Below are 24483 nucleotides of genomic sequence, written 5' to 3' on the forward strand. Positions count from 1 at the left end.
CCATAAAACTTGATTTGATGAGTCCGCATAGCTTAGAACCTATCATTCGCAATCTGATATATTCCAAACGCGAAGGGGACTACTGGGATTTCAAAGCCGAGCCTCATAGCAACAATGCCAGCTTGCTGCACGACCTGCTGTGCCTTGCTAACTCTCTGCACCAAGGAAACCGTTACTTGATTCTGGGTGTCGATGACCCTAGCAAGGGCGCCAACGTTGTCGGCCTTACTCAAGGCCAAGAAGGCCGTAAGACCCAGGCTCAATACATCGACTTTCTACGAGGGCAGAAGTTTGCCAGCGGTTCACGACCCGAAATTACAATGGTGACTTTAGTCCTTGACGGTAAAGAGGTCGATGTCCTAGTTGTGCTTGATACACCGCACAAACCGTATTGGCTTACTGAAGATTATTCAGGAGATAAGGGCAAGGTAGTTCGTGCACAATACATCTACACACGGGTGGGCGACACGAATACGCCCATGACGAAAGCTGCGGACCCGCACCATATTGAAAAGATGTGGCGGCAACGCTTCGGGATGGATCTTATGCCTCGCGAGCGGATGAAGCAATTACTTTACCAGCCCCTGGACTGGGAAATCGATTTCAACATAAAAAAGTATGCGTACCACAAGCACCTGTCTGACTACCGTGTGACGTTATCTGAGCAGGAGGAACTGTGGGAGCCGTTTAGCTTCTTCTTTACCAACAAAAAGTCCTTTTGGGGTACTGCCTCGTTTGCTTACAACGCAACGACTCTCTTTGAAATGGACTATGTCTACTTGGACGAAATGCGCCTTATGCTCCCATTCCCTGAAACTGGATATGTAGAGCTGAAAGACCGTACGGTGTGGTATTACCATTATAACCAAGACCTCGTGGGTGGATTCCTGACGTTTTTAACCGAAGGCCGATCTGGGTTTGAATCACGTGGCATGAAAGCCCCTTTTCTGCTTTTCAAGAACGAGACTGACCAAAATGCTTTCGATGCCTTTGTGCAGCAACATGAACAGTTGTTAGAAGAAGCCGATCCGGGCTACTGGGCGCAGGAAGCAGCTAAAGAAATGCGCAAAGCGGGGCATGAACACCAAACGGACCCTATCGATTTAGGTAAGCTCTGCGTGGTTTACCAAAAATGGCGCCGCGGCGGACATACTAGAGAGCAGTTGTAGGATGCAGCCCTGTGCTAAGTCAAGGGACTTCGCAAAAATAAATCAATACTACCTAAGCGAACTGCCGCCGCAGCAACTGCGCGTTCAGCGCTACAATAACGGTGCTGGCACTCATCAGCACGGCTCCCATGGCCGGGCTTAGTACGAAATGCGGGTACAGCACGCCGGCGGCCAGGGGAATGGCGACGAGGTTGTAGCCCGTAGCCCAGAACAAATTCTGCATCATCTTGCGGTAGGTAGCCCGTCCCAACTCCACGAGGTTAGTAATGTCGGTGGGGCGGCTGTTGACGAGGATGATGTCAGCCGTCTCGGCGGCTACGTCGGTGCCCGAGCCCACGGCAATGCCCACGTCAGCTTGCGCCAGGGCGGGTGCGTCATTTACCCCGTCGCCCGTCATGGCTACGAAATGACCTTTCTGCTGGAGTTCCTGCACGATGGCGACCTTCTGGTGGGGCAGCACTTCGGCGTACACCCCGTTCAGGCCGAGTTCCTGGGCCACGGCGTCCGCTACGCGCTGGTTGTCGCCGGTGGCCATGAACACGGCAATACCGGCTTGCTGCAGGCGCTGCACGGCTGCTTTGGCGTCAGAGCGGATGCGGTCGGCAAGAGCTAGGAAGCCGGCGACCTTGCCGTCCACCAGCATGAACACCACCGTAGCGGCTTGGTTGCCGGCTGCTTCGGGCGGTAATGGCAGGTTGTGCTCTTTCAAGTACCCTGGGCTGACGATGAGCACCTGCCGACCATTGACCGTGGCTTGTACCCCCTTGCCGGTGAGGGACTGAAAGTCACTGACGGGCGGCAACGTCAACTTCCGCTGCCGGGCTTCGCGCACGATGCCCTGGGCGATGGGGTGCTGCGATTGTTGCTCCAGCGCGGCGGCCGTAGCCAGCAGGGTATTTTCGTCGAGGGCGGGGTCGAGCACCCGTAGGCCAGCTACACCGAACTCCCCCTCGGTTAGTGTCCCGGTTTTGTCGAAGACCATTGCCGAAATCTTGCGCGCCTGCTCAAAGGCGGTACGGTTGCGAATCAACAGACCGCGTTGGGCCGAAAGCGCCGTAGAAATGGCCACAACCAGCGGAATAGCGACCCCCAGCGCGTGCGGGCAAGACGTGACCATGACCGTCACCATGCGCTCCACGGCGAAAGACGCTTCGGCCCCGCCCCATAACCAGGCGACCAACGTGATGATGCCCACAGACAGGGCCAGCAGCGTGAGCCAGCCGGCGGCCCGGTCGGCCAGGTTCTGGCTCTGGGACTTCGCGTTCTGAGCTTCGCGCACCAGCCCGACCACCTTGTTTAGGTAGCTGTCCTCGCCGGTATGCGTCACGCGGACCTTCAGGGCGCCTTCGCCGTTGACGGCCCCGGCAATGACCTGGTCGCCCTCGGCTTTGGTCACGGGTACGCTCTCCCCGGTTAGGGCGCTTTCGTTGACAGCCGAACGGCCGTCAAGGACGACGCCATCAACGGGCACTTTCTCCCCAGGGCGCACCAGCACCACATCATCCAGTTTAATGCCCGCCACCGGGACGTCATGGATCATGTCGCCGTGCACCTGATGCGCCTCGGCCGGCAGCAGTTGCACGATGAGTTCCAAGGCACGCGAGGCGCCGGCTACAGAACGCATTTCCAGCCAGTGGCCCAGCAGCATGATGTCGACCAGCGTAGCCAGCTCCCAGAAGAAGTCCATGCCGCGGAGCCAGCCCACCGTGACGGCCACGCTGTAGACGTAGGCCGCCGTAATGGCTACGGCCACAAGCGTCATCATGCCCGGCCGTCCGGCGCGCAGCTCCCCAACCAGTCCGGAGAGGAAGGGCCAGCCGCCGTACAGGTAGATGGCCGTTGCCAACACGAGCACTATCCATTGCGCACCAGGAAAGGTCAGCTCGTAGCCGACCAGGTGCTGAAACATGGTGGACAGCGCAATAACCGGCACTGACAGCACTAGGCAGATCCAGAAGCGACGCAGAAAGTCTGCAATCATGGCCCCGTGGTCATGACCGGCGTGGCCCATGCCTGAGTCGGAGTGGGCAGGCCCAGCACGGTGCGCATGGGCGTGGGATGCTGGCGGTGCTGTTGACACGGCGGGTTCGTGGTGCGTGTGCGAAGCGGGATGGTGGTGCGAGTGGTCCATGGCGTGCAGCAAATGAATGCAGCGTGGTGTAGCGAACTGGTTTCTTCTAACGGACCGCTTTCCCGCAAGCTTGGCACAATTGCGTACCGCTGGTTGCGTGATTCGCCGCTGCCTACGCTACCTCGTGCAGACCCGTGCGGTGGCTGTGCTCCGGGTCGAGCCGCTGAAACTCGGTGGGCGACATGCCCGTGACCTGCTTGAACTGGTTCGTGAGGTGGGCCGCGCTTCGGTACCCGAGCTTGCGGGCTATTTCCGCCACCGAGTCGTCCTGGTAGCTCAGCAGCTCCTTGGCCCGCTCCACTTTCTGACGGATGATGTACTTCTCTACCGTCAAACCCTCACGCGCCGAAAACAGCTGCGAGAGGTAGTGGTAGTCGCGGCCGAGCCGCTCGCTCAGGTACACCGAGTAGTTCAGCACCGGCCACTGCTCCACGGGCGTGTAGTGAATCAGCTCCAGCACGGTGGCCTTCAACTGCTCCACTAGCTGGTCGTGCGGGTTTTCCAGCAGCTCGAAGCCCAGCGGGTCCAGGGTAGCGTGCACGGCAGCTGCGTCGAGTTCCGTGCCGGGCGAAAGCACCACGTCGGCGCCGCCCAGGGCTACGTTGACCACCTGCAGGCCCATGCGCTCCAGTTCGTTGCGCACCAGGCGCACGCAACGCGGGCATACGACGCCGCGCAGTTGCAAACGCGTGGCGCCGACAGGGGGAACGGCAGGTAGAGCAGCAATGGGGCGGGTGGCGGCAGGGGACATCATTTCCATCGTGTAGTACCCGAAAAAGGGCAGCTTGTAGTAAACCTACGCAAGCCCGCAACGCTGCGCTACCCCGGTGACGAATCTTGTAATAACGAGCAATGATTGTGTACAGCCGCCGCCGGACCCCGGCCGTACTTTTGCATAGGTTCATTCCCGACCGGCCTTCAGAGCTGGCCCTACCCTTTTACTACCCAAGCCATGAACACGCTGAAGTTTAAGACCAACATCAATTGCGGCGGCTGCGTGAAAGCCGTTACCCCGACCCTGAACGGCGAGAAGTCCATCGAGAACTGGCAGGTGGATACCGCCAACCCCGACAAGATTCTGACCGTAACCTGCGACCTGAACTCAGACGAGGTGGTCGAGTTGGTGGAAAAAGCCGGCTTCAAAGCCGAACCCGCCCAGGCGTAACGTCGTCCAAGGTACCGTTCATGCAAACGCTTGGGCTCTGCTCAGGCGTTTGTGGTTTTGAGCCCGTTCTGTCGACTTAGCCATATATGGAGCACCTCGTGCGCATCAAAGGCATGGTATGCCCCCGTTGCATCCAGACGGTGAAGACCTTATTCATGGACCTGGGCTTCACCGTCACGGGCGTCGAACTGGGCTCGCTCACGTACCGCACCGACGATGAGTACCCGCGTGATCTGACCTTGGTGCGAGAACAGCTGGAAGAGGAGGGCTTTGAGGTGCTCGACGACAAACAGTCCCGCACCATTGCCCGCCTCAAGCAGCTGGTCGACGAGTGGATTCAGCAGGAGCAGGCTCGTAAGTTGACGCTGGCCGCTTACGCGAGCGACGCGCTGCACCAGAACTACCACTCCCTGAGCACGCTGTTCTCCGATACACAAGGCTTGACGCTGGAGCGGTACCTGATCAGCCGCCGCGTGGAGCTGGCCCGCCAGCTACTCGCAGCTACGCAAGACACCCTGGCCGACATAGCCGACCGCTTGGGCTACAGCAGCAGCCACCACTTCTCCAACCAGTTCAAGCGCGAGACGGGCATGACGCCTTCGCAGTACCGCCAACTGGTACGGGAGATGCCGCAGACGGCCTAGCGGGCAGCGAGGAAGTTGCCTCGTCCGAATGTTGCAACACTTACCCACAATTGCGCACACAGCCCCTTGGCTGCCGACGCTTCCTTTGTGGCACAACCGGCGGCTTATCCGCCTACCGCTATGACTACTGAAACCCTTTCGCCGACCCGCCGCCCGTCTGGCACCCGGGCCGGGCAGTTGAAACAGATAACCGTCCCCATCACCGGTCTGAGCTGCGCGTCGTGCGCAGCCAGCGCCGAGTCGATGCTCAAGGCGCAGCCCGGCGTGGCCGAGGCGGGCGTTAACTTCGCTACCCAAACGGCCGCCATTGCCTTCGACCCCAGCCAGGTGCAGCTGCCGCAGTTGCAGCAGGCCCTACAGTCGGTCGGCTACGACCTGATAGTGGACGAGGACAACGCCGCCGACAAGCAAGCTGAGCTGCAAGAGCAGCACTACCAGGAGCTCCGGCGCAAGACCATCTGGGCCGCCGTGCTGGCTGCGCCGGTGGTGGCGCTGGGCATGTTCTGGATGGACGCGCCCTACGCCAACTGGATCATGCTCGTGCTGTCGCTGCCGGTGCTCTGGCTCGGCCGCAACTTCTACGTGGGGGCCTACCGGCAGGCCCGGCACGGCCGCGCCAACATGGACACACTGGTGGCCCTGAGCACGGGAATTGCGTTCCTGTTCAGCGCCTTCAACACTATCTACCCCGCGTTCTGGCACCGCCGCGGGGTGCACCCGCACGTGTACTTCGAGGCGGCTACGGTCATCATCGTGTTCATTCTGCTGGGCAAGCTGCTGGAAGAGCGGGCCAAGTCCAACACCTCGTCGGCCATCAAGAAGCTGATGGGGCTGCAGCCCAAGACGGTGCGCGTCATCGAGAACGGGCAGGAGCAGGAAATTCCGGCCGTGCAGGTGCGCATCGGACACGAAGTGGTGGTGCGCCCCGGCGAGAAAGTGCCCGTCGACGGGGTGGTGACCAGCGGCAGCTCCTTCGTGGACGAAAGCATGATCAGTGGGGAACCCGTGCCGGTCGAAAAAGCAGCCGGCGCTCAGGTGTTTGCTGGCACCGTCAATCAGAAGGGCGCGTTCCGCTTCCGGGCCGAGAAAATCGGCGGGGCGACCGTGCTGGCTCAGATCATCCAGATGGTGCAGCAAGCGCAGGGCAGCAAAGCCCCGGTGCAGAAGCTCGTGGACAAGATTGCCGCCATCTTCGTGCCCGTGGTCATGGGCATTGCGCTGCTGAGCTTCGCCGCCTGGCTGGTGTTCGGGGGCGACAACGCCCTCACGCAGGGCTTGCTGGCCCTGGTGACAGTGCTCGTCATTGCCTGCCCCTGTGCGCTCGGCCTGGCCACCCCTACCGCTATCATGGTGGGTGTCGGTAAAGGAGCCGAGCACAACATCCTCATCAAGGACGCCGAAAGCCTGGAACTGGGCTACAAAGTCAACGCGATGGTACTCGACAAGACCGGCACCATCACCGAAGGCAAGCCCGAGGTTACCGACCTGCACTGGCTCAGCACAACGGCCGAACAGCCCGTTCACGCGGCTGTCTTGCAGGCCATCGAAGCCCACTCCGAGCACCCGCTGGCAGAAGCCGTGGTGCGCTACCTGCAGCCGACCGCTGTGCGGCAAGCGGCTGCCCTCACCGACTTCACCAGCCTGACCGGTCGGGGTGTCGAAGCCCGTTTCGAGGGTGAGCGGTACTTGGTCGGCAACCTGCGCCTGCTACAGGAGAACCACGTCACGGTGGACGCCGCCGTGGAGAAGCTGGTAGCCGAGCTGCAGCAACAGGCCAAAACGGTGGTCTTCTTCGCCGACAGTCGCCGCGTCCTGGCGGTGGTAGCCATTGCCGACCGCGTAAAGGAAACGTCCCGGCAAGCTGTTGCCCGACTGCAGGAGCAGGGCATTGCCGTGTACATGCTCACGGGCGACAACGAACAGACCGCCCGCACGGTGGCCGCTCAGGTGGGCGTGCAGCACTTCCGCGCCGAAGTGCTGCCTGCCGACAAAGCCGCTTTCGTGCAGCAGCTGCAGGCCGAGGGCAAGGTGGTTGCGATGGTTGGCGACGGCATCAACGACTCGCAGGCGCTGGCCCAGGCCGACGTGAGCATTGCCATGGGCCGGGGCTCGGACATTGCGATGGACGTAGCCAAGATGACGCTCATCACCTCCGACCTGAACCTGGTGCCCAAAGCGCTGCGCCTCTCGCGCCGGACGGTGCAGACCATCCGCCAGAACCTGTTCTGGGCGTTCATCTACAACCTGATCGGTATTCCCATCGCCGCCGGGTTGCTCTACCCCATCAACGGCTTTCTGCTCAACCCCATGATTGCCGGCGCGGCGATGGCGCTCAGCTCGGTATCGGTGGTGAGCAACAGCCTGCGGCTGCGGGCGTCGCGGCTGTAAGTGCCTACGTAGGGGGCTTACACAATTATGCGTGAGAGTTATAAAATTCTCACCCGTGGGTACACTGCCGCCGATGTAGTTCAACAGTCATATCACTTCAAATAGCTGTCTGACAGCACTTTTTCGACACCACTCCAGCTAGACAGCTGTCTGACAGCCGCTTTCAGTCGTCGCTCCGGAAACCAACCGCACCAAACTTTCACTTTACTTTCGTCGTTCCTTTCGCGCCATGTTCCAACTGATCCGTCGATACCGTCGCACTACGGCCGCTACGTTTGTAGCGCTGTTTCTGCACGTGCTCGTGGGTCAGATTGCCTGCGCACAGATGCACCTCACGGGCGAATCCCGTCCGCATCAGCACGCGCCTGGCACGCCGCCGCACCAGCATGGTGCCGCTGGCAAGCACACGCATCAGCACCCGAACGGTCATGCCCACAAGCACGACCACGCAGCTGCTGGAAAGCGTAAGCACGCCCATGCGGCGGTGCCTGCCGAGAAGCACAGCGACCCGAAATGCTGCCAGGACGACGCGAAGTCGCTGTGGGCCGCATTAGGTACCCCGCCGAAGGTGAGCCTCGAAAAGTTCGCCCCGATGGTGCTGGACTTGCCGCCCGTATATGACGTGCTGGTACCCCGTTTCGTGGCCTGGGACTCGACCCAAGCCGTTACCCTGGTGCCGCCCACGCACCTGAAGCCGAAGATTCCGGACATCCGAATCTTCATCGGCTCCCTGACGATTTAGCGTTTCGCGCCCTGTAAGGTCCGCGCCCGCCCGGTTATGCCGTGGCGAGGCCGGACCTTTTTGCGTGCCCTTCGCGGACCCTATTCGTCTTTCGTCTTCCCTTTTCGCTGGTACGGCCATGAAGAGCTGCTGCCAACCCGGTGGTCCACAGCCGCCCTCCCCGTGGCGTCGACTCGCCACCTATGGGCTCTACGCCCTACTCGCTGTTGCTTTCGCCTTTGTCGCTTGGCAGCAATTCCGGGGTTGAACTATCCCCTTGCCGTCTCTCCCTTATTACCATACCCCATGAAGCGCATACTGCTGCCGGTCTTCGCATTGGCAACCCTTGCCTGGACGACCTCCTGCTCGTCCAACGACTCCTCTTCCTCCACGAACACACCCACCGACGTCACCGCCGAGCACCAGCACGAAGCGGGTGAGCAGCATGACCACGGCGCCGGCGCCGAACACAGCGGCGGCCATATCTACTCCTGCCCGATGCACCCCGAGGTGACGAGCGATAAGCCCGGTAATTGCCCCAAATGCGGCATGAAGCTGGAGCATACCGACGGGGCAGCCGGGGACGGCAAGACGTACCAGATGAACCTGACGGCTTCGCCCGCCCAGCCGGCTGCCGGCCAACCCGTCACCCTCTCGTTTCAACCGCAAGTGGTCGGCAGCGAGACAACCCCGGTACCGCTGGCCGTGGTGCACGAGAAGAAGATGCACCTGATCATCGTCTCGAAAGACCTCTCAGAGTTCTTCCACGAGCACCCCGAATTTAAAGCGTCGGGGCGCTACGACGTGCCGTTCACGTTCAAAACCGGCGGCACCTACCTGCTTTACCAGGACTACCAGCCCCAAGGCGGTACGCACCAGCTCGGCCGGCAGACCCTGCAAGTGAGCGGCCCGACGCGACCAGCCGTGAAGTTCACCAAGGACCAGATGCGCTGGGAGAAGAACGGCTACGCAGCCGACCTCGCGTTTGACAAGCCCGCTCAGGTGGGGCAGCCGCTGGCCGTGAGCGTGACTGTGAACCGCGGCGGCAAGCCCGTCACGGACCTCGACAACTACCTCGGCGCGCTCGGGCACATGGTCGTCCTGAGCGAAGACGGCGCGCAATACCTGCACGTACACCCCGAAGACCAGGCCGACAAGGGGCCACGCATCGGCTTCCATACCACTTTCGAGAAGCCAGGTCTGTACCGCGTCTTCCTGCAATTCAACCACGCCGGCACCATTCAGACAGCTGATTTCACGGTGAACGTCGCCCCGGCTGCGGCCTAAAGGCTCCGCTTCACTTCATCAGATTTTACCCTCATTACCGAACACCCGACCTCATGAAAACTCCCATCCACCTGCTCACGGCCCTGCTCATGACGGGCGCGTTGGCGCTAACCAGTTGCGACAACAAGCCCGCCGAATCGGCTGAAACGAGTACGCAGCCCGCTGCAGCCACTGACAACGCCAGTGGCGACATGGCCGGGATGGACCACTCGACGATGAACCACGGCGAAACCAGCGGTGGGCCGATGATGATGGCCATGAACAACATGATGCAGCAAATGCACGCGACGAAGCCCAAGGGCAATACCGACCACGACTTCGCGCATATGATGATGGACCACCATCGGGGTGCCGTGGAAATGGCCGCCGTAGAGCTGCGCGACGGCAAAGATGCCATGTTGCGCCAGATGGCCGAGAAGATCAGCGCCGACCAGAAGAAAGAAATTCAGGAGCTGGAGCAAATCGCCACCCGCCTGGACGACGCGCCCACGAACTACCAGCCGACCAACCCCAGCGACCCGTTCCAGCGCAAGATGACCGCGTCGATGGATGGCATGATGAAGAACATGCCCCAGGAGTCCGGCAACGTGGACCAAGACTTCGCGGCCATGATGATTCCGCACCACCAGAGCGCCATCGACATGGCCCAGGCGGAGCTGGACCACGGCCGCGACACGCGCCTCAAGGAAATGGCGCAGCAGATGATCAACGCACAGCAACAGGAAATCAAGCAACTCCAAGACTGGCTGACCCAACACGGCGCCGGTAAGTAACTCCCCTTCCCTTTCCACTTTTATGAAGTTCTCGCAATTGCTCTTGGCGGCTGCCCTGCTGGCTGCTCCCCTCTCCCTCTCCGCCCAACACGGCCACGGCCAGGGGCACAACGCCGCCGGCGAAACCCACGCCCACACGGCTCCGCACGGGGGCATCGTGCGCACCGCGGGCAAGTACCATGTGGAGCTCGTGCTCAAGGACGGCCAGATGACCGCCTACCTGCTCGACGGTAAGGAGCAGGTACTGGCCAACAAGGGGCTAACCGGCACGGCAATGGTGCTGCAGGGCGGCAAGACCACCAATGTCACGCTCGCGCCCTACGGCGACGACCAACTGCGCGCCACCATCCCGGCCGGCGCCACGCCCACGACGGCTATCCTGACCCTGCGCCGGGGCAGCGAAACCATCAACGCCCGCTTTGACAAGCTCGCCAGCACCAGCGCGAAGGCCAAAGCCGTCGGCTACGTCTGCCCGATGGGCTGCAAGGGCAGCGAAAGCACCAAACCCGGCAAGTGCCCGACCTGCGGCATGGACCTGGTGAAGAAAGCCTAACCGCTACGGCAGGCGGGCCATTGAGTCCGCAGCCGCTTACTCCGTGGCTGGCCGGCGCTACGAGCATCTGCAGCAGCGCCGGCCTCTGCCACGGCCGAACCCAAACCCATGAACCGATCAACCTTCCGATTCAGCGCCCTGCTCCTAGTGGTCCTCGCCGTGGGGATGCTGAGCCCGCGGCTAACCCGTGCGCAGGTTTCGCAGGTGCTGAGCCTGGACAGCGCCGTGGCCCGCGCCGAGCGGCAACACCCGCGGTTACGCCAGGCCGCGCGGCAGCTCGACGAGCAACGGGCACTCAAGCGGGGCTCGTTTAGCCTCACCAACCCCGACCTGTTGATGGAAGCGCCCACGGGCAACTTCTACACCTTCGGGGCGGTGCAAACCATTCAGTCGCCCACGGTGTACCGGCGGCAGGCGAAGCAGGCGCAGGCCGGTATCGAACTGGCTAGCCGTAACCAGCTGGTGCAAGTCGCCACCGTGCGCCGGGACGTGCGCCGGGCGTACGTGAACCTGCAGTACGCCGAAGCCCTGGTGCGCCAGCTCACCCAGCAGGACAGCCTGTACCAGCGGCTGTACACGGCGGTGGGGCGCTTGCACGCGGCCGGCGAAATCGACCTGCTGCAGAAGATCAGCACCGAAGCCGAAGCCAAACAGGTAGCCAACCAATTGGCACAGGCGCGTACCGACCTGCAGGCGGCTCAGCAACAGCTCGGCTTGCTCATCGGCCAGCCCGGCGCGCAGGACCTTGCGACGAGCTCTGACCTGCGCCAGGCGGGTCAACAGTTGGCCACCCAGGGCACCGCCCTGCTGGCCGAGTTGCCGACAGCCGACAGCAGCGCCGTAGCTGCCAGCCCGACGCTGGGCTATTACCAGCAGAACGTGCGGTTGAGCCAGTCCGGCATCAGCCTGGTGCGGGCGCAACGCACGCCGGCCCTGACGCTGGGCTACATGAATCAGGGCGAGCGAAACTCTCCGTACGGCTACCGTTTTCAGGCGGGCGTATCGGTGCCGCTGTGGTTTTGGACCTACCGCTCGCAGCTGCAGGCGGCTACGGCCCGCTCGCAAGCGGCGTCGGCCGAACTGGACGTGCAGCGACTGGAATTGAGCACGCAATACCGCCAGGCGCTGGCCGACGTGCGCAAGTTCAACAGCAGCCTGGGCTACTACCAGCAGACCGGCCTGCCCCAGGCGCGCACCATCATCAGTGCTTCCCAACGACTCTTCCAAGCCGGCGAAGTGAGCTACCTGGTTTTGTTCCAGAGCCTGCGCCAGGCATTCGACATACAATTCACCTACCTCACCACCCTGCGCGACTACGGGCAGGCGATGGTCGAGCTTAACTACCTGCGGGGCCAATGATGCAGCGCCTGATTTTCCTCTTTCTGTGGTGCTTGGTGCTCGTGCCCGGCCGCGCGTGGGCGCACGGTGGCGAAGACCACGGCGGCGGTACCACTGCGCCCGCACCCGGCGCGACGTCCTTTTCCGTGGCTGCCCTCTCCGAGCAGTTTGAGCTGCTGCTGCGCTTCAAGCCCTTGAAGAAGAGCGAGCCGGCGCACCTGCAGCTGTTCGTATCCGACTACGCCACCAATGCCCCCATCCAGGGGGCTCAGCTGACGCTTACCGTGCCGGAAGCGCCCAACGAGAAGTTCACGGCGACGGCCCAGGGTCCCGGCGTGTACCTCGTGGAAGGGAGCTTTCCGGCCAATCAGAAGTACAGCCTGACCGTCAGCATCGTCTCCGGCGAGCGAGCCGACTTGCTGCTGCTCGAAGGCATCGAAGTAGGCAAAGAGCTACCCGTAGCCGCCGCACCTGCCGCCGCCACAGGCTGGTTAAGCGGCTGGAAAATCTGGGTGCTCGTCGCCGGGGCCTTCGTGGCTGGCGTGCTGCTTACCGTGCTCCTCGTTCGTCGTCGTGGCCCCCAAAACTCCCTTGCGTATGAAAACCCCGCGTAAACTGCTGGCGGTGGCTGCTGCTGCTACCGCCGTGCTGGCCGTCGCCCTGCCCCCACCGGCCTCGTTGTGGGCGCACGGCGGCGAAGACCACGGCGACTCAGCCGCTAAACCTTCAGCTGCGGCCACGGCGCCCGATGAGGTAGCGCTGCCAAAAGAAAGCCAGTTTCTCTTCGAGGTACGCACCTCGTTGGTATCCTTCTCCGACTTCACCACGCAGGCCACGCTCTACGGCACCGTAGCGCCGGCCAGCGGGGGCGAGGGCCGTGCCGTGGCTCCGCAAACCGGTCGCCTCGTCAGCCTGCCCGTGCAGGTGGGCCAGCAGGTACGCGCCGGGCAGGTGCTGGCCGTGCTCGACCAGACCCTGGCCGCGCCCGAGCAGATTGGGCTGGCTACGGAGCGCGCCAACGCGCAGGCGGAGCTGCGGGCCGCCGAGCGCGACTACGCCCGCCTCAAGAGCATCGAGGACATTGCCGCCCGCAAAGAGGTGGTCAACGCCGAGCTGCGCTTACGGCAGGCGCGTCAGAACGCCGACATCCTGAACAACCAGGGCCAGCAGCGCCGGGTGACCATTACCTCGCCCATCAGCGGCACCGTCGATAATTTTTCCCTCGCCGTAGGGCAGCAGGTAAACCAAGGCGACGAACTGCTGCGCGTGCTCAACCCCGGTAAGCTGCAGGTGCAGGCGCAGGTGTTTCCGCAAGATATGGACGGTGTCAGCCCCGACGCGCAATTCCGCATCGAGGGGCTGCAGGGACAACAGGGCAGTGTGCCGGCGCGGGTGGTGTCCTACAGCAACGTGGTCAACCCCACGAACCAGGCCCGGCAGCTGATTCTGGCTGTGGACGGCGCGGGTAGTGCGTTGCTGCGCCCCGGTCAGGCCGTGAACGTGCAGGTCATCAGCCGCAGCCACGGAGCCAAGCAGCTGATGGTGCCGACCTCGGCCGTGACCGACCTCAACGGCAAACCCGTGGTGTACGTGCACACGGCACCGGAAGTCTTCAAAGTGCGCTACGTGAAGACAGGAACCGCCAACGCCCAGCAAACGACCATCCTGGCGGGTATCAACGAGAACGACCGGGTCGTCACGCGGGGCACCTACCAACTCAAGTCCATTTACCTCAACCAATAAGGTGAGCCCGCTACCCCTTGTCGGTAGCAGCTCTCTTGCTGCCCATGCTCGATCAAATCATTCGTTTTGCGTTGCAGAACCGCCTGCTGGCGTTGGCCTTCGCGGCCGCGCTGATTGTGGCGGGACTCTTCACCGCCCGCGACCTACCTGTGGACGTGCTGCCCGACCTGGACCGGCCCCGTGTGACCGTGTTCCTGGAGTCGCCGGGCATGGCGCCGGAGGAAGTGGAAGCGCTGGTGACGCTGCCGGTCGAAACCGCGCTGAACGGGGCTACCGGCGTAGCGGCCGTACGCTCCAACTCGGCTATCGGCCTCGGAATGGTATTCGTGGAGTTCAACTACGGTACCGACATCTTCACCGCCCGGCAGATCGTCTCCGAGAAGCTGCAGACCGTGGGTGAACAGCTGCCGCAGGGCGTTTCGCCGGTGCTCGGCCCCATTTCCTCGGTGATGGGTCAGATTATGCTCGTCGGCATGACCAGTGGCGGGCAGACCTCGAATGCCGACCTGCGCACCCTGGCCGACTACACCGTACGCCAGCGCCTGCTTTCCATTCCCGGCGTCGCCCAGGTTATTCCCATTGGCGGCGACACGCGTCAGTACCAAGTGCTCGTGGACCTGAACCGGCTGAACGCCACGGGGCTGACCATCAACCAGGTGGAAGACGCCTTGCGCCAGTCGAACCTGAATACCACCGGCAACTTCTTCGACCGGCAGGGCTCCGAGGTGCTCATTCGCAACCTGGGCCGGCTGCGCTCGGTCGACGAAATCGAGAACATCGTGGTCGGCTACCGCGAAGGCTCGCCCATCACGGTAGCGCAGGTGGCAACGGTGCAGTTCGGTGCCCGCTTCAAGCGCGGCGACGGGAGCGTAAATGGCAAGCCGGCCGTCATTCTCAGCATCGAGAAGCAGCCCAGCGCGGCTACGGTAGACCTGACGCAGCGTGTAGAGTCCGCGCTGGCGGACTTGCAGCCCTCGCTGCCCAAAGACGTGAAGTTTAACTCCCGCCTGTTTAAACAGTCGGAGTTTATTGAGTCGTCGATTACGAACGTGGAGGAAGCCCTGCGCGACGGGGCTATTCTGGTGGTTATCGTATTGTTTGCCTTCCTGCTGAACGTGCGTACCACGTTCATCTCGCTGGTGGCCATTCCGTTGTCCCTGCTGGTAACGGCGCTGGTGTTTCGCTTCGCCGGCATCAGCATCAACACCATGACGCTCGGCGGCCTGGCCATTGCCATCGGCGAGCTGGTCGACGACGCCATCGTGGACGTGGAGAACGTGTACAGGCGCCTGCGCGAGAACCGGCACCTCCCCAATCCGAAGCCGGTACTGCAGGTCATCTACGCCGCGTCCTCAGAGGTGCGTAATTCCATCGTGTACGCCACCATCATCGTGGTGCTGGTGTTCCTGCCCCTGTTCGCGCTGGAGGGCATGGAGGGCCGCATTTTCGCGCCCTTGGGCATCGCGTACATCACCAGCATCGTGGCGTCGCTGTTCGTCTCGCTCACCGTCACGCCGGTGCTCTGCTACTACTTGCTGCCCAAGATGAAGCAGATGAACCACGCCGAAACCGACGGGCCGTTGGTGCGCTGGTTGAAGAATAAGGACACGCGCCTGCTCAACTGGGGCCTGACCCACCCCAAAGTGGTCCTGACCTCGACAGTCGCCTTGTTTATGGGTGCTGCTGCCCTGGTCCCGTTCTTCGGCACCGAGTTCCTGCCGCCCTTCAACGAAGGCTCGCTAACGGTCAACTTCTCGGCGCCGGCCGGCACTTCGCTCACCGAGTCCAACAAGCTGGGTACCATTGGTGAAGAGTTGATGCTGCAGGTACCGGAAGTGGCGTACACCGCCCGCCGCACCGGCCGGGCCGAGCTCGACGAGCACGCCGAATCGGTGAACAACTCCGAAATCGAGGTGGCCTTCAAGTCGGAAGCGGAGCTGGAGAAAGAAGGCCGCGAGATGCGCAGCCGGGACGAAATCCTGGCCGACTTGCGCCAACGGCTGAGCCTGATTAAAGGGGTGAACGTGAACATCGGCCAGCCCATCAGCCACCGCCTCGACCACCTCTTGTCCGGGGTACGGGCGCAGGTGGCTATCAAACTCTTCGGCAACGACTTGCTGGAGCTCCGCCGCTACGCCGCCCAAGTGCGCGACGTAGCCGCCGCGGTGCCCGGTGTGGTGGACTTGCAGGTGGAAAAGCAAGTGCAGATACCCCAGCTGCTCATCCGCCCGCGCGACCAGGCCCTGCGCGCCTACGGCATGCAGCGCGGCGAAGTGGTGCAGGACCTGCAGACGCTGTTTCAGGGCTCCGTGGTGTCGCAAATGCTCAACGGGCAGCAGCGCTTTGACCTCATCGTGAAGCTACCCGAAGAGCAGCGTAACGACCTGCAGGCCATTGCCAACACCCGTATCGAAACGCCGGCCGGGGGCTTTGTGCCCGTCAGCGCCATTGCCGACGTGAGCTACGAGCCTGGGCCAAACACCATCAACCACGAAAACACCCAACGCCGCATTACCATCTCGCTGAACGTGGCCGACCGCGACCTGGGCTCCACGGTGCAGGAAATTCAGCAGCGGGTGCGTCAGCAGGTGAAACTGCCCAGTGGGTACTACCTGACCTACGGCGGGCAGTTCGAGAGCCAACAGTCGGCGTCGCAGAAGATTCTGTGGTTGAGTCTGTTTTCGCTGGCCGGCATCTTCCTGGTGCTCTACTCGCACTTCAAGTCGCCGCGCATGGTGCTGCAGATCATGCTCAACATCCCGTTGGCGCTGATCGGCTCGGTGGTAGCCGTGCTGCTCACCGGGGGCACGTTCAGCATTGCCTCGCTGGTGGGCTTCATCACGCTTACCGGCATTGCCTCGCGCAACGGCATCATGATGATTTCGCACTACATCCACTTGGTCGAGCACGAAGGGGAGCAGTTCAGCAAGCCCATGATTATCCGCGGCTCCCTGGAGCGCTTAGTGCCGGTGCTGATGACGGCGCTGGTGGCCGCGCTGGCGCTGGTGCCGCTCACCCTCGCCAAGGACGCGCCAGGTAAAGAAATCCTTTACCCGGTGGCCACCGTCATCCTGGGCGGCCTGCTTTCGTCGACGTTCCTCGATATCATCGTCACGCCTGTGGTCTTCTGGCTGGTAGGCGAAAAAGCGCTGGCGGAGTATTTCGCCGGTCACCACGAAACGGGCTTGGGAGCCCACCCGCAGGAGCTGGACCCGCAGCCGTTTACGCCGTCCGCCGACGTACAGCCCGGCTCAGCGCCCCAGTCCTCGTAACACCCCGATGGGCCCGAGCAATCGGGCGTTCCGTCAGCCGCAACCGTAGTAATGGAAGGTACCCGCACCGCCGACTTAACTCCCAGAACCATTTTCCTGGTCAAGCACATGATGTGCCCGCGTTGCGTGCAGGCCGTCCGCGAGGTCCTTCGACGCTTGGGCTACCCTATCCGGCGCGTGGAACTCGGCTTGGTCGAGCTGGGGGTTGAGCGGACGGCCGTAGACTGGGCCCAACTGGTGCAGGCATTGGCCGCGGATGGCTTCGAACTCTGGCACCTGCCCCGCCAGCGCTTGGTCGACCAGATTACCGCGGCCGTGGAAGAGTTGCTCACCACCAACCCAGAGGGCCTGCATGGGCGTTTTGCCGCCATGCTCAGCGCGAAAATGCAGCGCAACTACTCGTCCTTGAGCCATGCGTTTTCGGCCGAAGAGGGCGTCAGCTTGGAACAATACGTCATTCAGCGCCGGGTAGCCACCGTGGCTCGACTGCTGAAAACTTCTACGTTGTCTGTCGGCCGCATTGCGCGGCAGCTCGGTTACAGCAGCCACGGGCACCTGTCGCGGCAATTCCGGCAGGTGCTGGGCGTAGCCCCCACCGAGTACCGCCAGCAGATGAGCGAAGTGCCGGCAAATTTTGCAAGTGACGCCGCCGAACTGTGCCCAACCACACCGGCTGCGGAGGGTAAGTAAAGAGAAACACTCGGACACTCAACCTCAAAAAACCATGCACCAGCAAAATCAAACCCTCCTCCAAGCGCTGGCCGACTGCGTAGCTGCTTGTGAACACTGCGCCACCGCCTGCCTGCAAGAGCAGGACGTGAAGATGATGGTCCGCTGTATTCAGCTGGACCGCGACTGCGCCGACATCTGCGCGTTGACGGCCCGCTTCGTAGCCCGCGGCTCGGAGCATGCCCAACACTTACTGCGTGAATGTGCCGAAATCTGCCGCGCCTGCGGAAACGAATGCGCCCAACATCAGCACATGGAACACTGCCGCCAGTGCGCCGAAGCCTGTAAGCGCTGCGAAGAGGCCTGCATGCAGGCTGCAGGAAGTACGGCTGGTCACTAGTGCGTTGTCGTTATCACAAGCGCCTATCCAAGACTCTTGGATAGGCGCTTGTCGTTTGTTTTCCCTGAACCGTTAATTCAACGTTCGGTTCTGTTTTAGGTCAAGATGCCACGAGACTCACAAAGAAGGCCCTGCTACTTTGACATAGCAGGGCCTTTCGCCTTGGGCAGCGCGGAGGTTACACCGATGCGGCTTCGGCCGGCACCTTGACTTTCTCGAACTCGGAAAGCTGATGAGTAAAGTTGTTGAGGTCGGATTCGTGGGCAAACTCGTACACGTAGGTGCGCGTCTTCCCTTCGGGCCGCGCAACGGGGTTGGTGCGAAAGCCGAAAGCCTGCAGGATGCGCTGCACCAGCAGCGGCGCGGGCTTGCGGTTGGTACTGCGTTTAAGCGACACCAGCGCGGAATAGCTGAACGGCGGTTCCTGCTGCTCCGTCCATTTCTTCAGCCCGCCGTGCGGAAAGCTGCATAGGCAGTGTTGGGCGTAGGACAGGCACTTATCATAGGGCACGCTCAGGGCCGGGTTGGGAAACGCGATGTGATAGTGAGGGGAAGTTTCAGGCTGTTGCATTTAGAACTCGGGGTAAAGAAGGGGGCAGGCGTTGTGTAAGTGCCGCTAGGGAGTAGCTGCCAACAAGGAAGCATAAAACGTGATGCACTGACGGTAGCTGGCCAGGCTCAGGCGTTCGTCCACCCCGTGCAAGCCCTGCGGGTCGGTCATCATGGAGAAGCGGTACACGTTCGGCGTCAGGCCCGTAAAGTGGCGCGCATCGGTGATGCCCGTCATAAGAAACGGCGTGCTGATCACGCCTGGCACCAGGTGGTGCACCAGGGATTCAAGGCGGCGGTAGCTGCGGGCCGAATCGGCGGAGGTTGGCCCCGGCTCGGACACGAACCCCACCGGGCGCAGCTGCAAGCGCTGGTCGGAGAGCCGGGCCCGGAGCTGCTGCAGGGCCTGGGTGGAATTCATGCCGGGGAGCAGGCGCAGGTTGAGCAGCACGGCCGCCGTGGTCGGCACCACGTTGGCCTGCACGCCGCTGCGGAAGATGGTCGGAACTACCGTCGTGCGCACGGCCGCGTTACCGCCGGGCTTACGGCTGTAGGCCCGCAAAATCAGCGGCTCCAGCAACCATTGATTGGCAAAGGCCAGGCGCTGGCCGAAGGGCAAATGGGGGCCAACATGGGCCGCAAACGCCTGCATGGCCGGCGTGAAGCCCGCCGGAAACGGTTGGGCCCGCAGCTGCGCGAGGGCGCCGCCTACCAGCTCCAAAGCCGTCATCGACGCCGGCAGTGACGAGTGGCCCCCGGGCAGCGCGGCCGAGAGTTCGACCGTGAGATACCCCTTCTCCGCTGTGCCGATCAGGGCCACCGGACGACCGACCAGGCCCGGTACCCGCTCCCTGGTCACGAAACCACCTTCGTCCAGCACGTACGCGGCCCGCCGGTGGCGGGCCTGCAGCCAGCGGGCGACCCGGGCCGCCCCGCGCAGGCCGCCGACTTCTTCGTCGTGGCCGAACACCAGGTACACCGGCCGGCGCGGGCGCAGGCCTTGCGCCAACAGCGCTTCCGTCGCTTCGCAGATGGCTATCAGGTTGGCTTTGTTGTCCGTGACGCCCCGGCCCCATACGTAGCCGTCGCGCACGGTCCCGGCAAAGGGCGAAACGTGCCACTGCGCGAGCGTGGCCGCCTCGACCGGCACCACGTCCTGGTGCGCCAGCAGCACGGCGGGCGCCAGCGCAGTATCCTGGCCCTGCCAGTGATATACCAGCGTACGCCCGCCGACCAGGTAGCCGGTCAGCTGCCGGTGCAGCCGCGGATAAGCCCGGCGCAGCAGCCGCCGCAGGCCCGCAAATTGTGCCGTATCTACTTGCGCCGTATCGGCGGCCGATACGGTGCGCCAGCGCAGGGCCTGCTGCAGGTGACTGACGGCCGAATCAGGCACCGGCACCACCAGCGCCGCCGGCGCGTTCAGGGATGCCGCGGGCGGTGGGGTGAAACGCAGGGTGTTGTAGACCAGTACCCCTGCTACCGCCACCAGGACGGCGGCAAGGCCGGCCAGCACGCGCACGAAGGGGAAGGGAGACGGCATGATCAGGGCAGCTTAGTTGCGGGAAGTGGCCGGCGAGGCGGTGCCGGGTAAGGGAGCGGCGGTGCGGTGCAGCACCACGACAAAAGGGTAGCCAGCCTTTTTGCGGCTGTAAAGGGCGGCGGTGTACTCCCCGCAATCGTAGCGCACCCCGGGACCGTCCTCGCAGTCGAGGCAAGTTACCGGGGTAGCCGGCACTTTCAGCCGCTTCAGCTCCCGGTGCAGCGCTTCGAAGCTGCCGGCATGCGTGGTTTTGTAAAGCACGTCGATGGCGCCGCCGGGCATGGGGCGCAGGCTGACCCAGTACTCGGACAACTCCCGCTCGTCCGAGGCGTCCGTCCACGTTTCGCCGGCCGTCCAGTAGGCTTCCGTGGTTTGGCCGATGTAGCCGCGGTACGCCCAATCCGACGGAAAGAGCACCGCCGTCAGCTTGGGCAGCGGCAGATCAGCGGGGAGTGTGCTCATGCGTTGCAGGTGGTCCAGGTTCAAGCCCTGGCCCACGGCCAACGAGGCCGTGCTCAGCAAGAGGGCAAACGCCAACAGGGGGCCGGTTAGCTTTCTCATGGTACCGGCGGGTTACTGCTTAGCCGGGGAAGCGGCCGCGGCCGAACGGACCGGGCGGGTATCCTGATAAGTGCGCGCCGGGTAGGAGCTGGCCGGTTGGCTGATGGGACGCAGGTTCGGCACTTCGCGCAAAAACGCCATTACGGAGCCTTCCGAATAGAACACATGGTACAGACCTTGGATAAACTGGCCGTGGGTCGTATCAACGGCGTAGAGCAGCGCTTCCCGGTTGCGGCCGTACAGGCGCAGGGCCTGAGCGTTATCGACGGTGTACGGATACGGGTTGGCCGGCCACGCGGAGGCCTGGCAGAAGTACACGCCCCAAGTGGCTTTCGTCAGCGCGTCGCCGCGGCCCATGGACAGCTCCAGTTCCGAGGGCGCCAGGCCCAGCGAGTCGGTCAGCTGAAGCGTGCCGCGCGTCAGGGAGGCATCCCCGCGCAGCACTTCGAGTACTTCCACGAGGGTCGTGTGGTAGAGGTGATGGGCCGAGTCGCGGTAGAACTCGCCGGCCAGCGGGCGGCCGACGAACACCAAGGGGGCTTCGGCGGTAACGCGCTGGGCAGCCCGGTTGCGTTGCACCAGGCGGTTGGTGGAGTGAGTCTGCCCGTCGGAGGGGGCAGCGGTGGCCACGAGCATGGTGGCCACGAGGGCGAGCTGCAGAAGAAGTCTCATACAGATGCGGGAATAAGGGTGAAACAGACGGGGTGAAAAGGCCAAAGCCCGGCCCCACGCGGGGCCGGGCCAGGCCGGGTTATTTCAGGTCGAGGCTGAGGCCGGCGTACACCAGGCGGCCGATCTGCGGGCCGCCGTACACCTGGATGTTTCGTGCGTCGGCCAGGTTGGAGCCGCCCGCCTGCAGCGTGGTGTGCAGGCGCGGGAGCTGGTAGCCCACCTGCGCATCGAGGGAAGAGTAGCTGGCCAGCTGGCCGGCCGCGAAGGGCGATTCGAACAAGTGGCCTTCCGCCCAGCGGTAATTCACGCTGTAGCTAAAGCGCTTGGCCAGCTCCCCATAGGCCCCCAGGTTGTATTTGTGCTTGGGGGTGTTGTAGTAGGTCTGGAAGCCCTCGGGCAAGTTGCTGCGGTCGATCAGGTTCAGGGTATAGTTGCCCGACAGGTTGAGCTGCTTGGTGGGCGTCCACGTCAGGGCCACCAGGCCCCCGGAGGTGCGCACTTCCTGATTGGCATTGGTCTGTACCTGAATCACGCGGGTAGTGCCGCTCTGGAAGGGCTGCGGGCTCTGCGCGGCGGCGGCCAGCTGCGGCAGCGTCGGCCGGCTTCCGTCCACGTTGCTGATCAGGCGGACCTGGCCGATGAAATCGTTGTAGTGGCTGCGGTAGTAGTTCACGTCGAGCACGACGTTTTTCACCAGCTCCCCTTTGTAGCCCACTTCCCAGGTAGCCACGCGCTCCGGTTTCAGGCGGTCGGCCTGCAGCTCGTAGGCGGCCAGGCGCTCCTGCGCGGTGGCGGGCTGGGTCAGGATGCTGCCCAGCTGCGAAGCCGCGGCCGTCGAGTAGCCCTGGAAGCCGCCGCCGATGTTGCCCAGCAGCAGCACCCGCGCCAGATCCAGGTTCAGGTACTGGCCCTGCTGGGTGGGCGAGCGGTACGCCTGGTTGTAGCTGGCCCGCAGGTTGTGCTGCTTCTGCTCGCCCAGCGAGTACACGGCCGAGGCGCGCGGGGAGAATACCGACTTGAAATTCTTGCTGTCGTCGAGGCGGCCGGCGGCCGTCAGCTTCAGCCGCTCCTGAAGCAGCTGCTTGGTCAGCTGCAGGTAGGCGCCGAACTCCGGGTTGACGATGCGCTTGCCGTCCAGGTCGCTGAACAATTGCCCGTCCGAACCCAGGCGGTACTGCCGGTAGGCGCCGCCGATGACCACGTCCACGGCCCGGGTTTTGAAATCGTACTGCGCGCTGACGTCGTTGAGCAGCGAGCTGGGGTTGATGCGGGCGCCCTTGCCGGCCGTGGGGTCCTGGCTGACGCGCTTACGCAGGTCGTTGAACTCGGCCGAGCCGGGCGTGAGCTGGTAGCGGGCCGCGGCGGCCTGCGCCGCCTGCTCCGCCCCGGCCACGTCGCCGGGGGTGCGGGCCAGGTACGTGTTGTAGGCTACGGCGTAAGCCTGGAAATACTGCTGCGCGTAGCTGCGGCCGGTGGTGCTGGTCGGGTCCACCGCCGTTTGCATGAACGCGCCCAGGAACGGCAGGTCGTAGGAGTCGTTGCCGAAGTCCTGGGTCTGGTAAGCCCGCACGAACCAGTTATCCGCCTTCAGCTCGGCCCGCACCTGGTTGGAGGCAAAGTTCTTGAAGCGGTAGCGGTTGGTAAACTGGTAGCTGGTCGTTCCTTCCGCCCGCTTGAATTCCACCATGGCTTTCACCTTGTCGGTGATGAGGTAGTGGAACGAGGGCACCACGCGGTAGAGCTGGGCGTACCGGTCGCCGGCAATCAGCTGCCGCTCGGTCCAGCCGGGCATGAATACCGTCTTGCCGTTCAGGGCGCCGCCCGAGGCGTTGAACGTGTTACTCACGTCGCCGTAGCGGTTCACCGCATCGTAACCCAGGCCCGAGCCGGCGGGGTTGTTATTGGGCACGTAGGCGCCCGACAGCGCATCGTAATTCTCCGCCATCCAATCCAGGGCGCGGGTATAGCTGCCGCTGACCTTGAATGCGGCCTTGCGGCCAAAGCGTAGGGCGTAGCGCAGCTGGCCGTCTATGTAGTCGCGGTTGCCGCCGCGCAGGCGCACGCTCAGTCCCTCGTACTGGTAGGGGTCCTTGGAGTTGGTCAGCACCACCCCGTTGAAGGCGTTGGCCCCGTACAGGGCCGACGAGGGGCCGTGCAGGACTTCCACGCTGGCAATGTCAATCTCCGGCAGCCCCAGGGCATTGCCGGCGTTGATGTTCAGGCTGGGCGACTGCGTATCCATGTAGTCGATCAGCTGCACCAGGCGCTCGGAGGTGGCCCCGTTGAAGCCCCGGGTGCTCAGGCTGCTCATGAACATGCCGGACTGGGTGACGTCCACGCCCTTCATGCGGGCCAAGCCCGGAATCAGGTCGGGCTGCGTCAGGCGGCCAAGCTGCAGGGTGTTGAGCTTGTCGACCGTGACGCCGGCGCGCAGAATGTTTTCCTCGACGCGCGAGGCCGATACCACTACCTCGTTGATCTGGGCCGGGCTGGGCAGCAGCACGACCGAGAGCTTGTCACCGGCGTTTTCGATGACGGCTTTGTGGGTTTCGTAGCCCACGAAGGACACGTTGACCGTGGCCGGCAAGGAGTGCGCCGGCACGAGCAGGCGAAACATGCCCTGCCCGTTGGTGGTGCCGCCGATGTAGGTGCCCTGCACAAACACCGTCGCGCCGGGCAACGGCTCGCCGGTATCGGTTTGCACCGTGCCGATCAGCTCAGCCTGGGTCTGCGCCTGCGCCAGGCCTGCGGGCATGCTCAGCACCGAAAGCGTGATGAGGGGGGTAAAGAGGGATTTTTTCATAGAAAGTGGAAAGAGGAAGAGAAGAAGCTGGAAGCAGAATGAGGCGGGCAACCCGGGGTATTTAAGCCCGCTGGAAAGTTCGTTAAAAACTTGAGTAATTATTAA

Annotated in this window: 22 protein-coding genes; 14 read left to right on the plus strand and 8 right to left on the minus strand. The window is 63.1% G+C overall.

What is annotated here, in order from left to right; translation table 11 throughout:
* Nucleotides 1-17 precede the first annotated feature (17 nt).
* Nucleotides 18-1169, plus strand: a complete 1152-nt coding sequence (locus FDY95_RS23310) for an AlbA family DNA-binding domain-containing protein (RefSeq protein ID WP_138081651.1) — start codon at nucleotides 18-20, stop codon at nucleotides 1167-1169.
* Between the two features lie 52 nt (nucleotides 1170-1221).
* Here the strand turns inward: FDY95_RS23310 and FDY95_RS23315 are convergent, their stop codons facing one another.
* Entirely contained in the window at nucleotides 1222-3300 is a 2079-nt protein-coding gene (locus FDY95_RS23315; RefSeq protein ID WP_246074114.1) for a heavy metal translocating P-type ATPase, read from the minus strand.
* Between the two features lie 112 nt (nucleotides 3301-3412).
* A complete protein-coding gene (locus FDY95_RS23320; RefSeq protein ID WP_171025820.1) occupies nucleotides 3413-3943 on the minus strand; it encodes a helix-turn-helix domain-containing protein in 531 nt (176 codons plus the stop codon).
* 309 nt (nucleotides 3944-4252) lie between these two features.
* Between FDY95_RS23320 and FDY95_RS23325 the strand changes: the two genes are divergently transcribed.
* From FDY95_RS23325 to FDY95_RS23335, 3 genes are all read left to right on the plus strand, one after another.
* Nucleotides 4253-4465, plus strand: a complete 213-nt coding sequence (locus tag FDY95_RS23325; RefSeq protein ID WP_138081657.1) for a heavy-metal-associated domain-containing protein — start codon at nucleotides 4253-4255, stop codon at nucleotides 4463-4465.
* Nucleotides 4466-4551: 86 nt separating this feature from the next.
* Entirely contained in the window at nucleotides 4552-5109 is a 558-nt protein-coding gene (locus FDY95_RS23330; RefSeq protein ID WP_138081659.1) for a helix-turn-helix domain-containing protein, read from the plus strand.
* A gap of 120 nt (nucleotides 5110-5229) precedes the next feature.
* Nucleotides 5230-7497, plus strand: a complete 2268-nt coding sequence (locus FDY95_RS23335) for a heavy metal translocating P-type ATPase (protein WP_138081661.1) — start codon at nucleotides 5230-5232, stop codon at nucleotides 7495-7497.
* A gap of 199 nt (nucleotides 7498-7696) precedes the next feature.
* Here FDY95_RS23335 and FDY95_RS23340 read toward each other — a convergent pair whose 3' ends face one another.
* Nucleotides 7697-7975 carry a hypothetical protein gene (locus FDY95_RS23340; protein ID WP_138081663.1) on the minus strand — a complete coding sequence of 93 codons (279 nt, stop codon included), beginning with the start codon at nucleotides 7973-7975 and terminating at the stop codon, nucleotides 7697-7699.
* Nucleotides 7976-8065: 90 nt separating this feature from the next.
* Between FDY95_RS23340 and FDY95_RS26480 the strand changes: the two genes are divergently transcribed.
* From FDY95_RS26480 to FDY95_RS23385, 10 genes are all read left to right on the plus strand, one after another.
* Nucleotides 8066-8239 carry a hypothetical protein gene (locus FDY95_RS26480; protein ID WP_171025821.1) on the plus strand — a complete coding sequence of 58 codons (174 nt, stop codon included), beginning with the start codon at nucleotides 8066-8068 and terminating at the stop codon, nucleotides 8237-8239.
* Nucleotides 8240-8524: 285 nt separating this feature from the next.
* Complete coding sequence (locus tag FDY95_RS23345) at nucleotides 8525-9505, plus strand: heavy metal-binding domain-containing protein (protein WP_138081665.1); 981 nt, start codon at nucleotides 8525-8527, stop codon at nucleotides 9503-9505.
* A gap of 53 nt (nucleotides 9506-9558) precedes the next feature.
* On the plus strand, nucleotides 9559-10278 hold the full coding sequence (locus FDY95_RS23350) for a DUF305 domain-containing protein (RefSeq protein WP_138081667.1): 720 nt from the start codon (nucleotides 9559-9561) through the stop codon (nucleotides 10276-10278).
* A gap of 22 nt (nucleotides 10279-10300) precedes the next feature.
* Nucleotides 10301-10831, plus strand: a complete 531-nt coding sequence (locus tag FDY95_RS23355) for a heavy metal-binding domain-containing protein (RefSeq protein WP_138081668.1) — start codon at nucleotides 10301-10303, stop codon at nucleotides 10829-10831.
* Between the two features lie 108 nt (nucleotides 10832-10939).
* Nucleotides 10940-12190: a TolC family protein gene (locus tag FDY95_RS23360; protein WP_138081670.1), complete on the plus strand. Its 1251-nt coding sequence runs from the start codon at nucleotides 10940-10942 to the stop codon at nucleotides 12188-12190.
* The gene (locus tag FDY95_RS23365) at nucleotides 12187-12783 is read left to right on the plus strand and encodes a hypothetical protein (protein WP_138081672.1); all 597 of its coding nucleotides are present in this window, start codon (nucleotides 12187-12189) and stop codon (nucleotides 12781-12783) included. The genes FDY95_RS23360 and FDY95_RS23365 overlap by 4 nt, the downstream gene beginning before the upstream one ends.
* Nucleotides 12767-13912 carry an efflux RND transporter periplasmic adaptor subunit gene (locus FDY95_RS23370; RefSeq protein ID WP_138081674.1) on the plus strand — a complete coding sequence of 382 codons (1146 nt, stop codon included), beginning with the start codon at nucleotides 12767-12769 and terminating at the stop codon, nucleotides 13910-13912. Before FDY95_RS23365 ends, FDY95_RS23370 begins: the two co-directional genes overlap by 17 nt.
* Before the next feature lie 44 nt (nucleotides 13913-13956).
* Nucleotides 13957-17184, plus strand: coding sequence for an efflux RND transporter permease subunit (locus tag FDY95_RS23375; protein WP_138081676.1), 3228 nt, complete (start codon nucleotides 13957-13959; stop codon nucleotides 17182-17184).
* Between the two features lie 108 nt (nucleotides 17185-17292).
* Nucleotides 17293-17874 carry a helix-turn-helix transcriptional regulator gene (locus FDY95_RS23380; RefSeq protein WP_171025822.1) on the plus strand — a complete coding sequence of 194 codons (582 nt, stop codon included), beginning with the start codon at nucleotides 17293-17295 and terminating at the stop codon, nucleotides 17872-17874.
* Nucleotides 17875-17908: 34 nt separating this feature from the next.
* On the plus strand, nucleotides 17909-18253 hold the full coding sequence (locus tag FDY95_RS23385; RefSeq protein WP_138081680.1) for a four-helix bundle copper-binding protein: 345 nt from the start codon (nucleotides 17909-17911) through the stop codon (nucleotides 18251-18253).
* A 178-nt stretch (nucleotides 18254-18431) separates the two neighbouring features.
* Here FDY95_RS23385 and FDY95_RS23390 read toward each other — a convergent pair whose 3' ends face one another.
* From FDY95_RS23390 to FDY95_RS23410, 5 genes are all read right to left on the minus strand, one after another.
* Nucleotides 18432-18824 (minus strand): hypothetical protein, encoded by a 393-nt coding sequence (locus FDY95_RS23390; RefSeq protein WP_138081682.1) that lies wholly within the window; start codon nucleotides 18822-18824, stop codon nucleotides 18432-18434.
* Nucleotides 18825-18869: 45 nt separating this feature from the next.
* Nucleotides 18870-20342 carry a M20/M25/M40 family metallo-hydrolase gene (locus FDY95_RS23395; protein WP_138081684.1) on the minus strand — a complete coding sequence of 491 codons (1473 nt, stop codon included), beginning with the start codon at nucleotides 20340-20342 and terminating at the stop codon, nucleotides 18870-18872.
* Between the two features lie 12 nt (nucleotides 20343-20354).
* Nucleotides 20355-20903 (minus strand): hypothetical protein, encoded by a 549-nt coding sequence (locus FDY95_RS23400; protein ID WP_138081686.1) that lies wholly within the window; start codon nucleotides 20901-20903, stop codon nucleotides 20355-20357.
* A 12-nt stretch (nucleotides 20904-20915) separates the two neighbouring features.
* Nucleotides 20916-21575: a hypothetical protein gene (locus FDY95_RS23405; protein ID WP_138081688.1), complete on the minus strand. Its 660-nt coding sequence runs from the start codon at nucleotides 21573-21575 to the stop codon at nucleotides 20916-20918.
* A gap of 79 nt (nucleotides 21576-21654) precedes the next feature.
* Complete coding sequence (locus tag FDY95_RS23410) at nucleotides 21655-24378, minus strand: TonB-dependent receptor (protein WP_138081690.1); 2724 nt, start codon at nucleotides 24376-24378, stop codon at nucleotides 21655-21657.
* Nucleotides 24379-24483 lie beyond the last annotated feature (105 nt).

The sequence above is a fragment of the Hymenobacter jeollabukensis genome (assembly GCF_005771675.1).
Classification (GTDB): Bacteria; Bacteroidota; Bacteroidia; order Cytophagales; family Hymenobacteraceae; genus Solirubrum; species Solirubrum jeollabukense.

What these genes read in the sequence shown, in the direction of transcription:
- FDY95_RS23335 (WP_138081661.1), top strand. Translation starts at nt 5,230, where the DNA reads ATGACTACTGAAACCCTTTCGCCGACCCGCCGCCCGTCTGGCACCCGG.
- FDY95_RS23345 (WP_138081665.1), top strand. Translation starts at nt 8,525, where the DNA reads ATGAAGCGCATACTGCTGCCGGTCTTCGCATTGGCAACCCTTGCCTGG.
- FDY95_RS23315 (WP_246074114.1), bottom strand. Translation starts at nt 3,300, where the DNA reads ATGGACCACTCGCACCACCATCCCGCTTCGCACACGCACCACGAACCC.
- FDY95_RS23355 (WP_138081668.1), top strand. Translation starts at nt 10,301, where the DNA reads ATGAAGTTCTCGCAATTGCTCTTGGCGGCTGCCCTGCTGGCTGCTCCC.
- FDY95_RS23385 (WP_138081680.1), top strand. Translation starts at nt 17,909, where the DNA reads ATGCACCAGCAAAATCAAACCCTCCTCCAAGCGCTGGCCGACTGCGTA.
- FDY95_RS23340 (WP_138081663.1), bottom strand. Translation starts at nt 7,975, where the DNA reads ATGGGCGTGCTTACGCTTTCCAGCAGCTGCGTGGTCGTGCTTGTGGGC.
- FDY95_RS23365 (WP_138081672.1), top strand. Translation starts at nt 12,187, where the DNA reads ATGATGCAGCGCCTGATTTTCCTCTTTCTGTGGTGCTTGGTGCTCGTG.
- FDY95_RS23380 (WP_171025822.1), top strand. Translation starts at nt 17,293, where the DNA reads ATGATGTGCCCGCGTTGCGTGCAGGCCGTCCGCGAGGTCCTTCGACGC.
- FDY95_RS23330 (WP_138081659.1), top strand. Translation starts at nt 4,552, where the DNA reads ATGGAGCACCTCGTGCGCATCAAAGGCATGGTATGCCCCCGTTGCATC.
- FDY95_RS23390 (WP_138081682.1), bottom strand. Translation starts at nt 18,824, where the DNA reads ATGCAACAGCCTGAAACTTCCCCTCACTATCACATCGCGTTTCCCAAC.
- FDY95_RS23410 (WP_138081690.1), bottom strand. Translation starts at nt 24,378, where the DNA reads ATGAAAAAATCCCTCTTTACCCCCCTCATCACGCTTTCGGTGCTGAGC.
- FDY95_RS23325 (WP_138081657.1), top strand. Translation starts at nt 4,253, where the DNA reads ATGAACACGCTGAAGTTTAAGACCAACATCAATTGCGGCGGCTGCGTG.
- FDY95_RS23395 (WP_138081684.1), bottom strand. Translation starts at nt 20,342, where the DNA reads ATGCCGTCTCCCTTCCCCTTCGTGCGCGTGCTGGCCGGCCTTGCCGCC.
- FDY95_RS23360 (WP_138081670.1), top strand. Translation starts at nt 10,940, where the DNA reads ATGAACCGATCAACCTTCCGATTCAGCGCCCTGCTCCTAGTGGTCCTC.
- FDY95_RS23310 (WP_138081651.1), top strand. Translation starts at nt 18, where the DNA reads ATGAGTCCGCATAGCTTAGAACCTATCATTCGCAATCTGATATATTCC.
- FDY95_RS23400 (WP_138081686.1), bottom strand. Translation starts at nt 20,903, where the DNA reads ATGAGAAAGCTAACCGGCCCCCTGTTGGCGTTTGCCCTCTTGCTGAGC.
- FDY95_RS23405 (WP_138081688.1), bottom strand. Translation starts at nt 21,575, where the DNA reads ATGAGACTTCTTCTGCAGCTCGCCCTCGTGGCCACCATGCTCGTGGCC.
- FDY95_RS23350 (WP_138081667.1), top strand. Translation starts at nt 9,559, where the DNA reads ATGAAAACTCCCATCCACCTGCTCACGGCCCTGCTCATGACGGGCGCG.
- FDY95_RS23375 (WP_138081676.1), top strand. Translation starts at nt 13,957, where the DNA reads ATGCTCGATCAAATCATTCGTTTTGCGTTGCAGAACCGCCTGCTGGCG.
- FDY95_RS23370 (WP_138081674.1), top strand. Translation starts at nt 12,767, where the DNA reads ATGAAAACCCCGCGTAAACTGCTGGCGGTGGCTGCTGCTGCTACCGCC.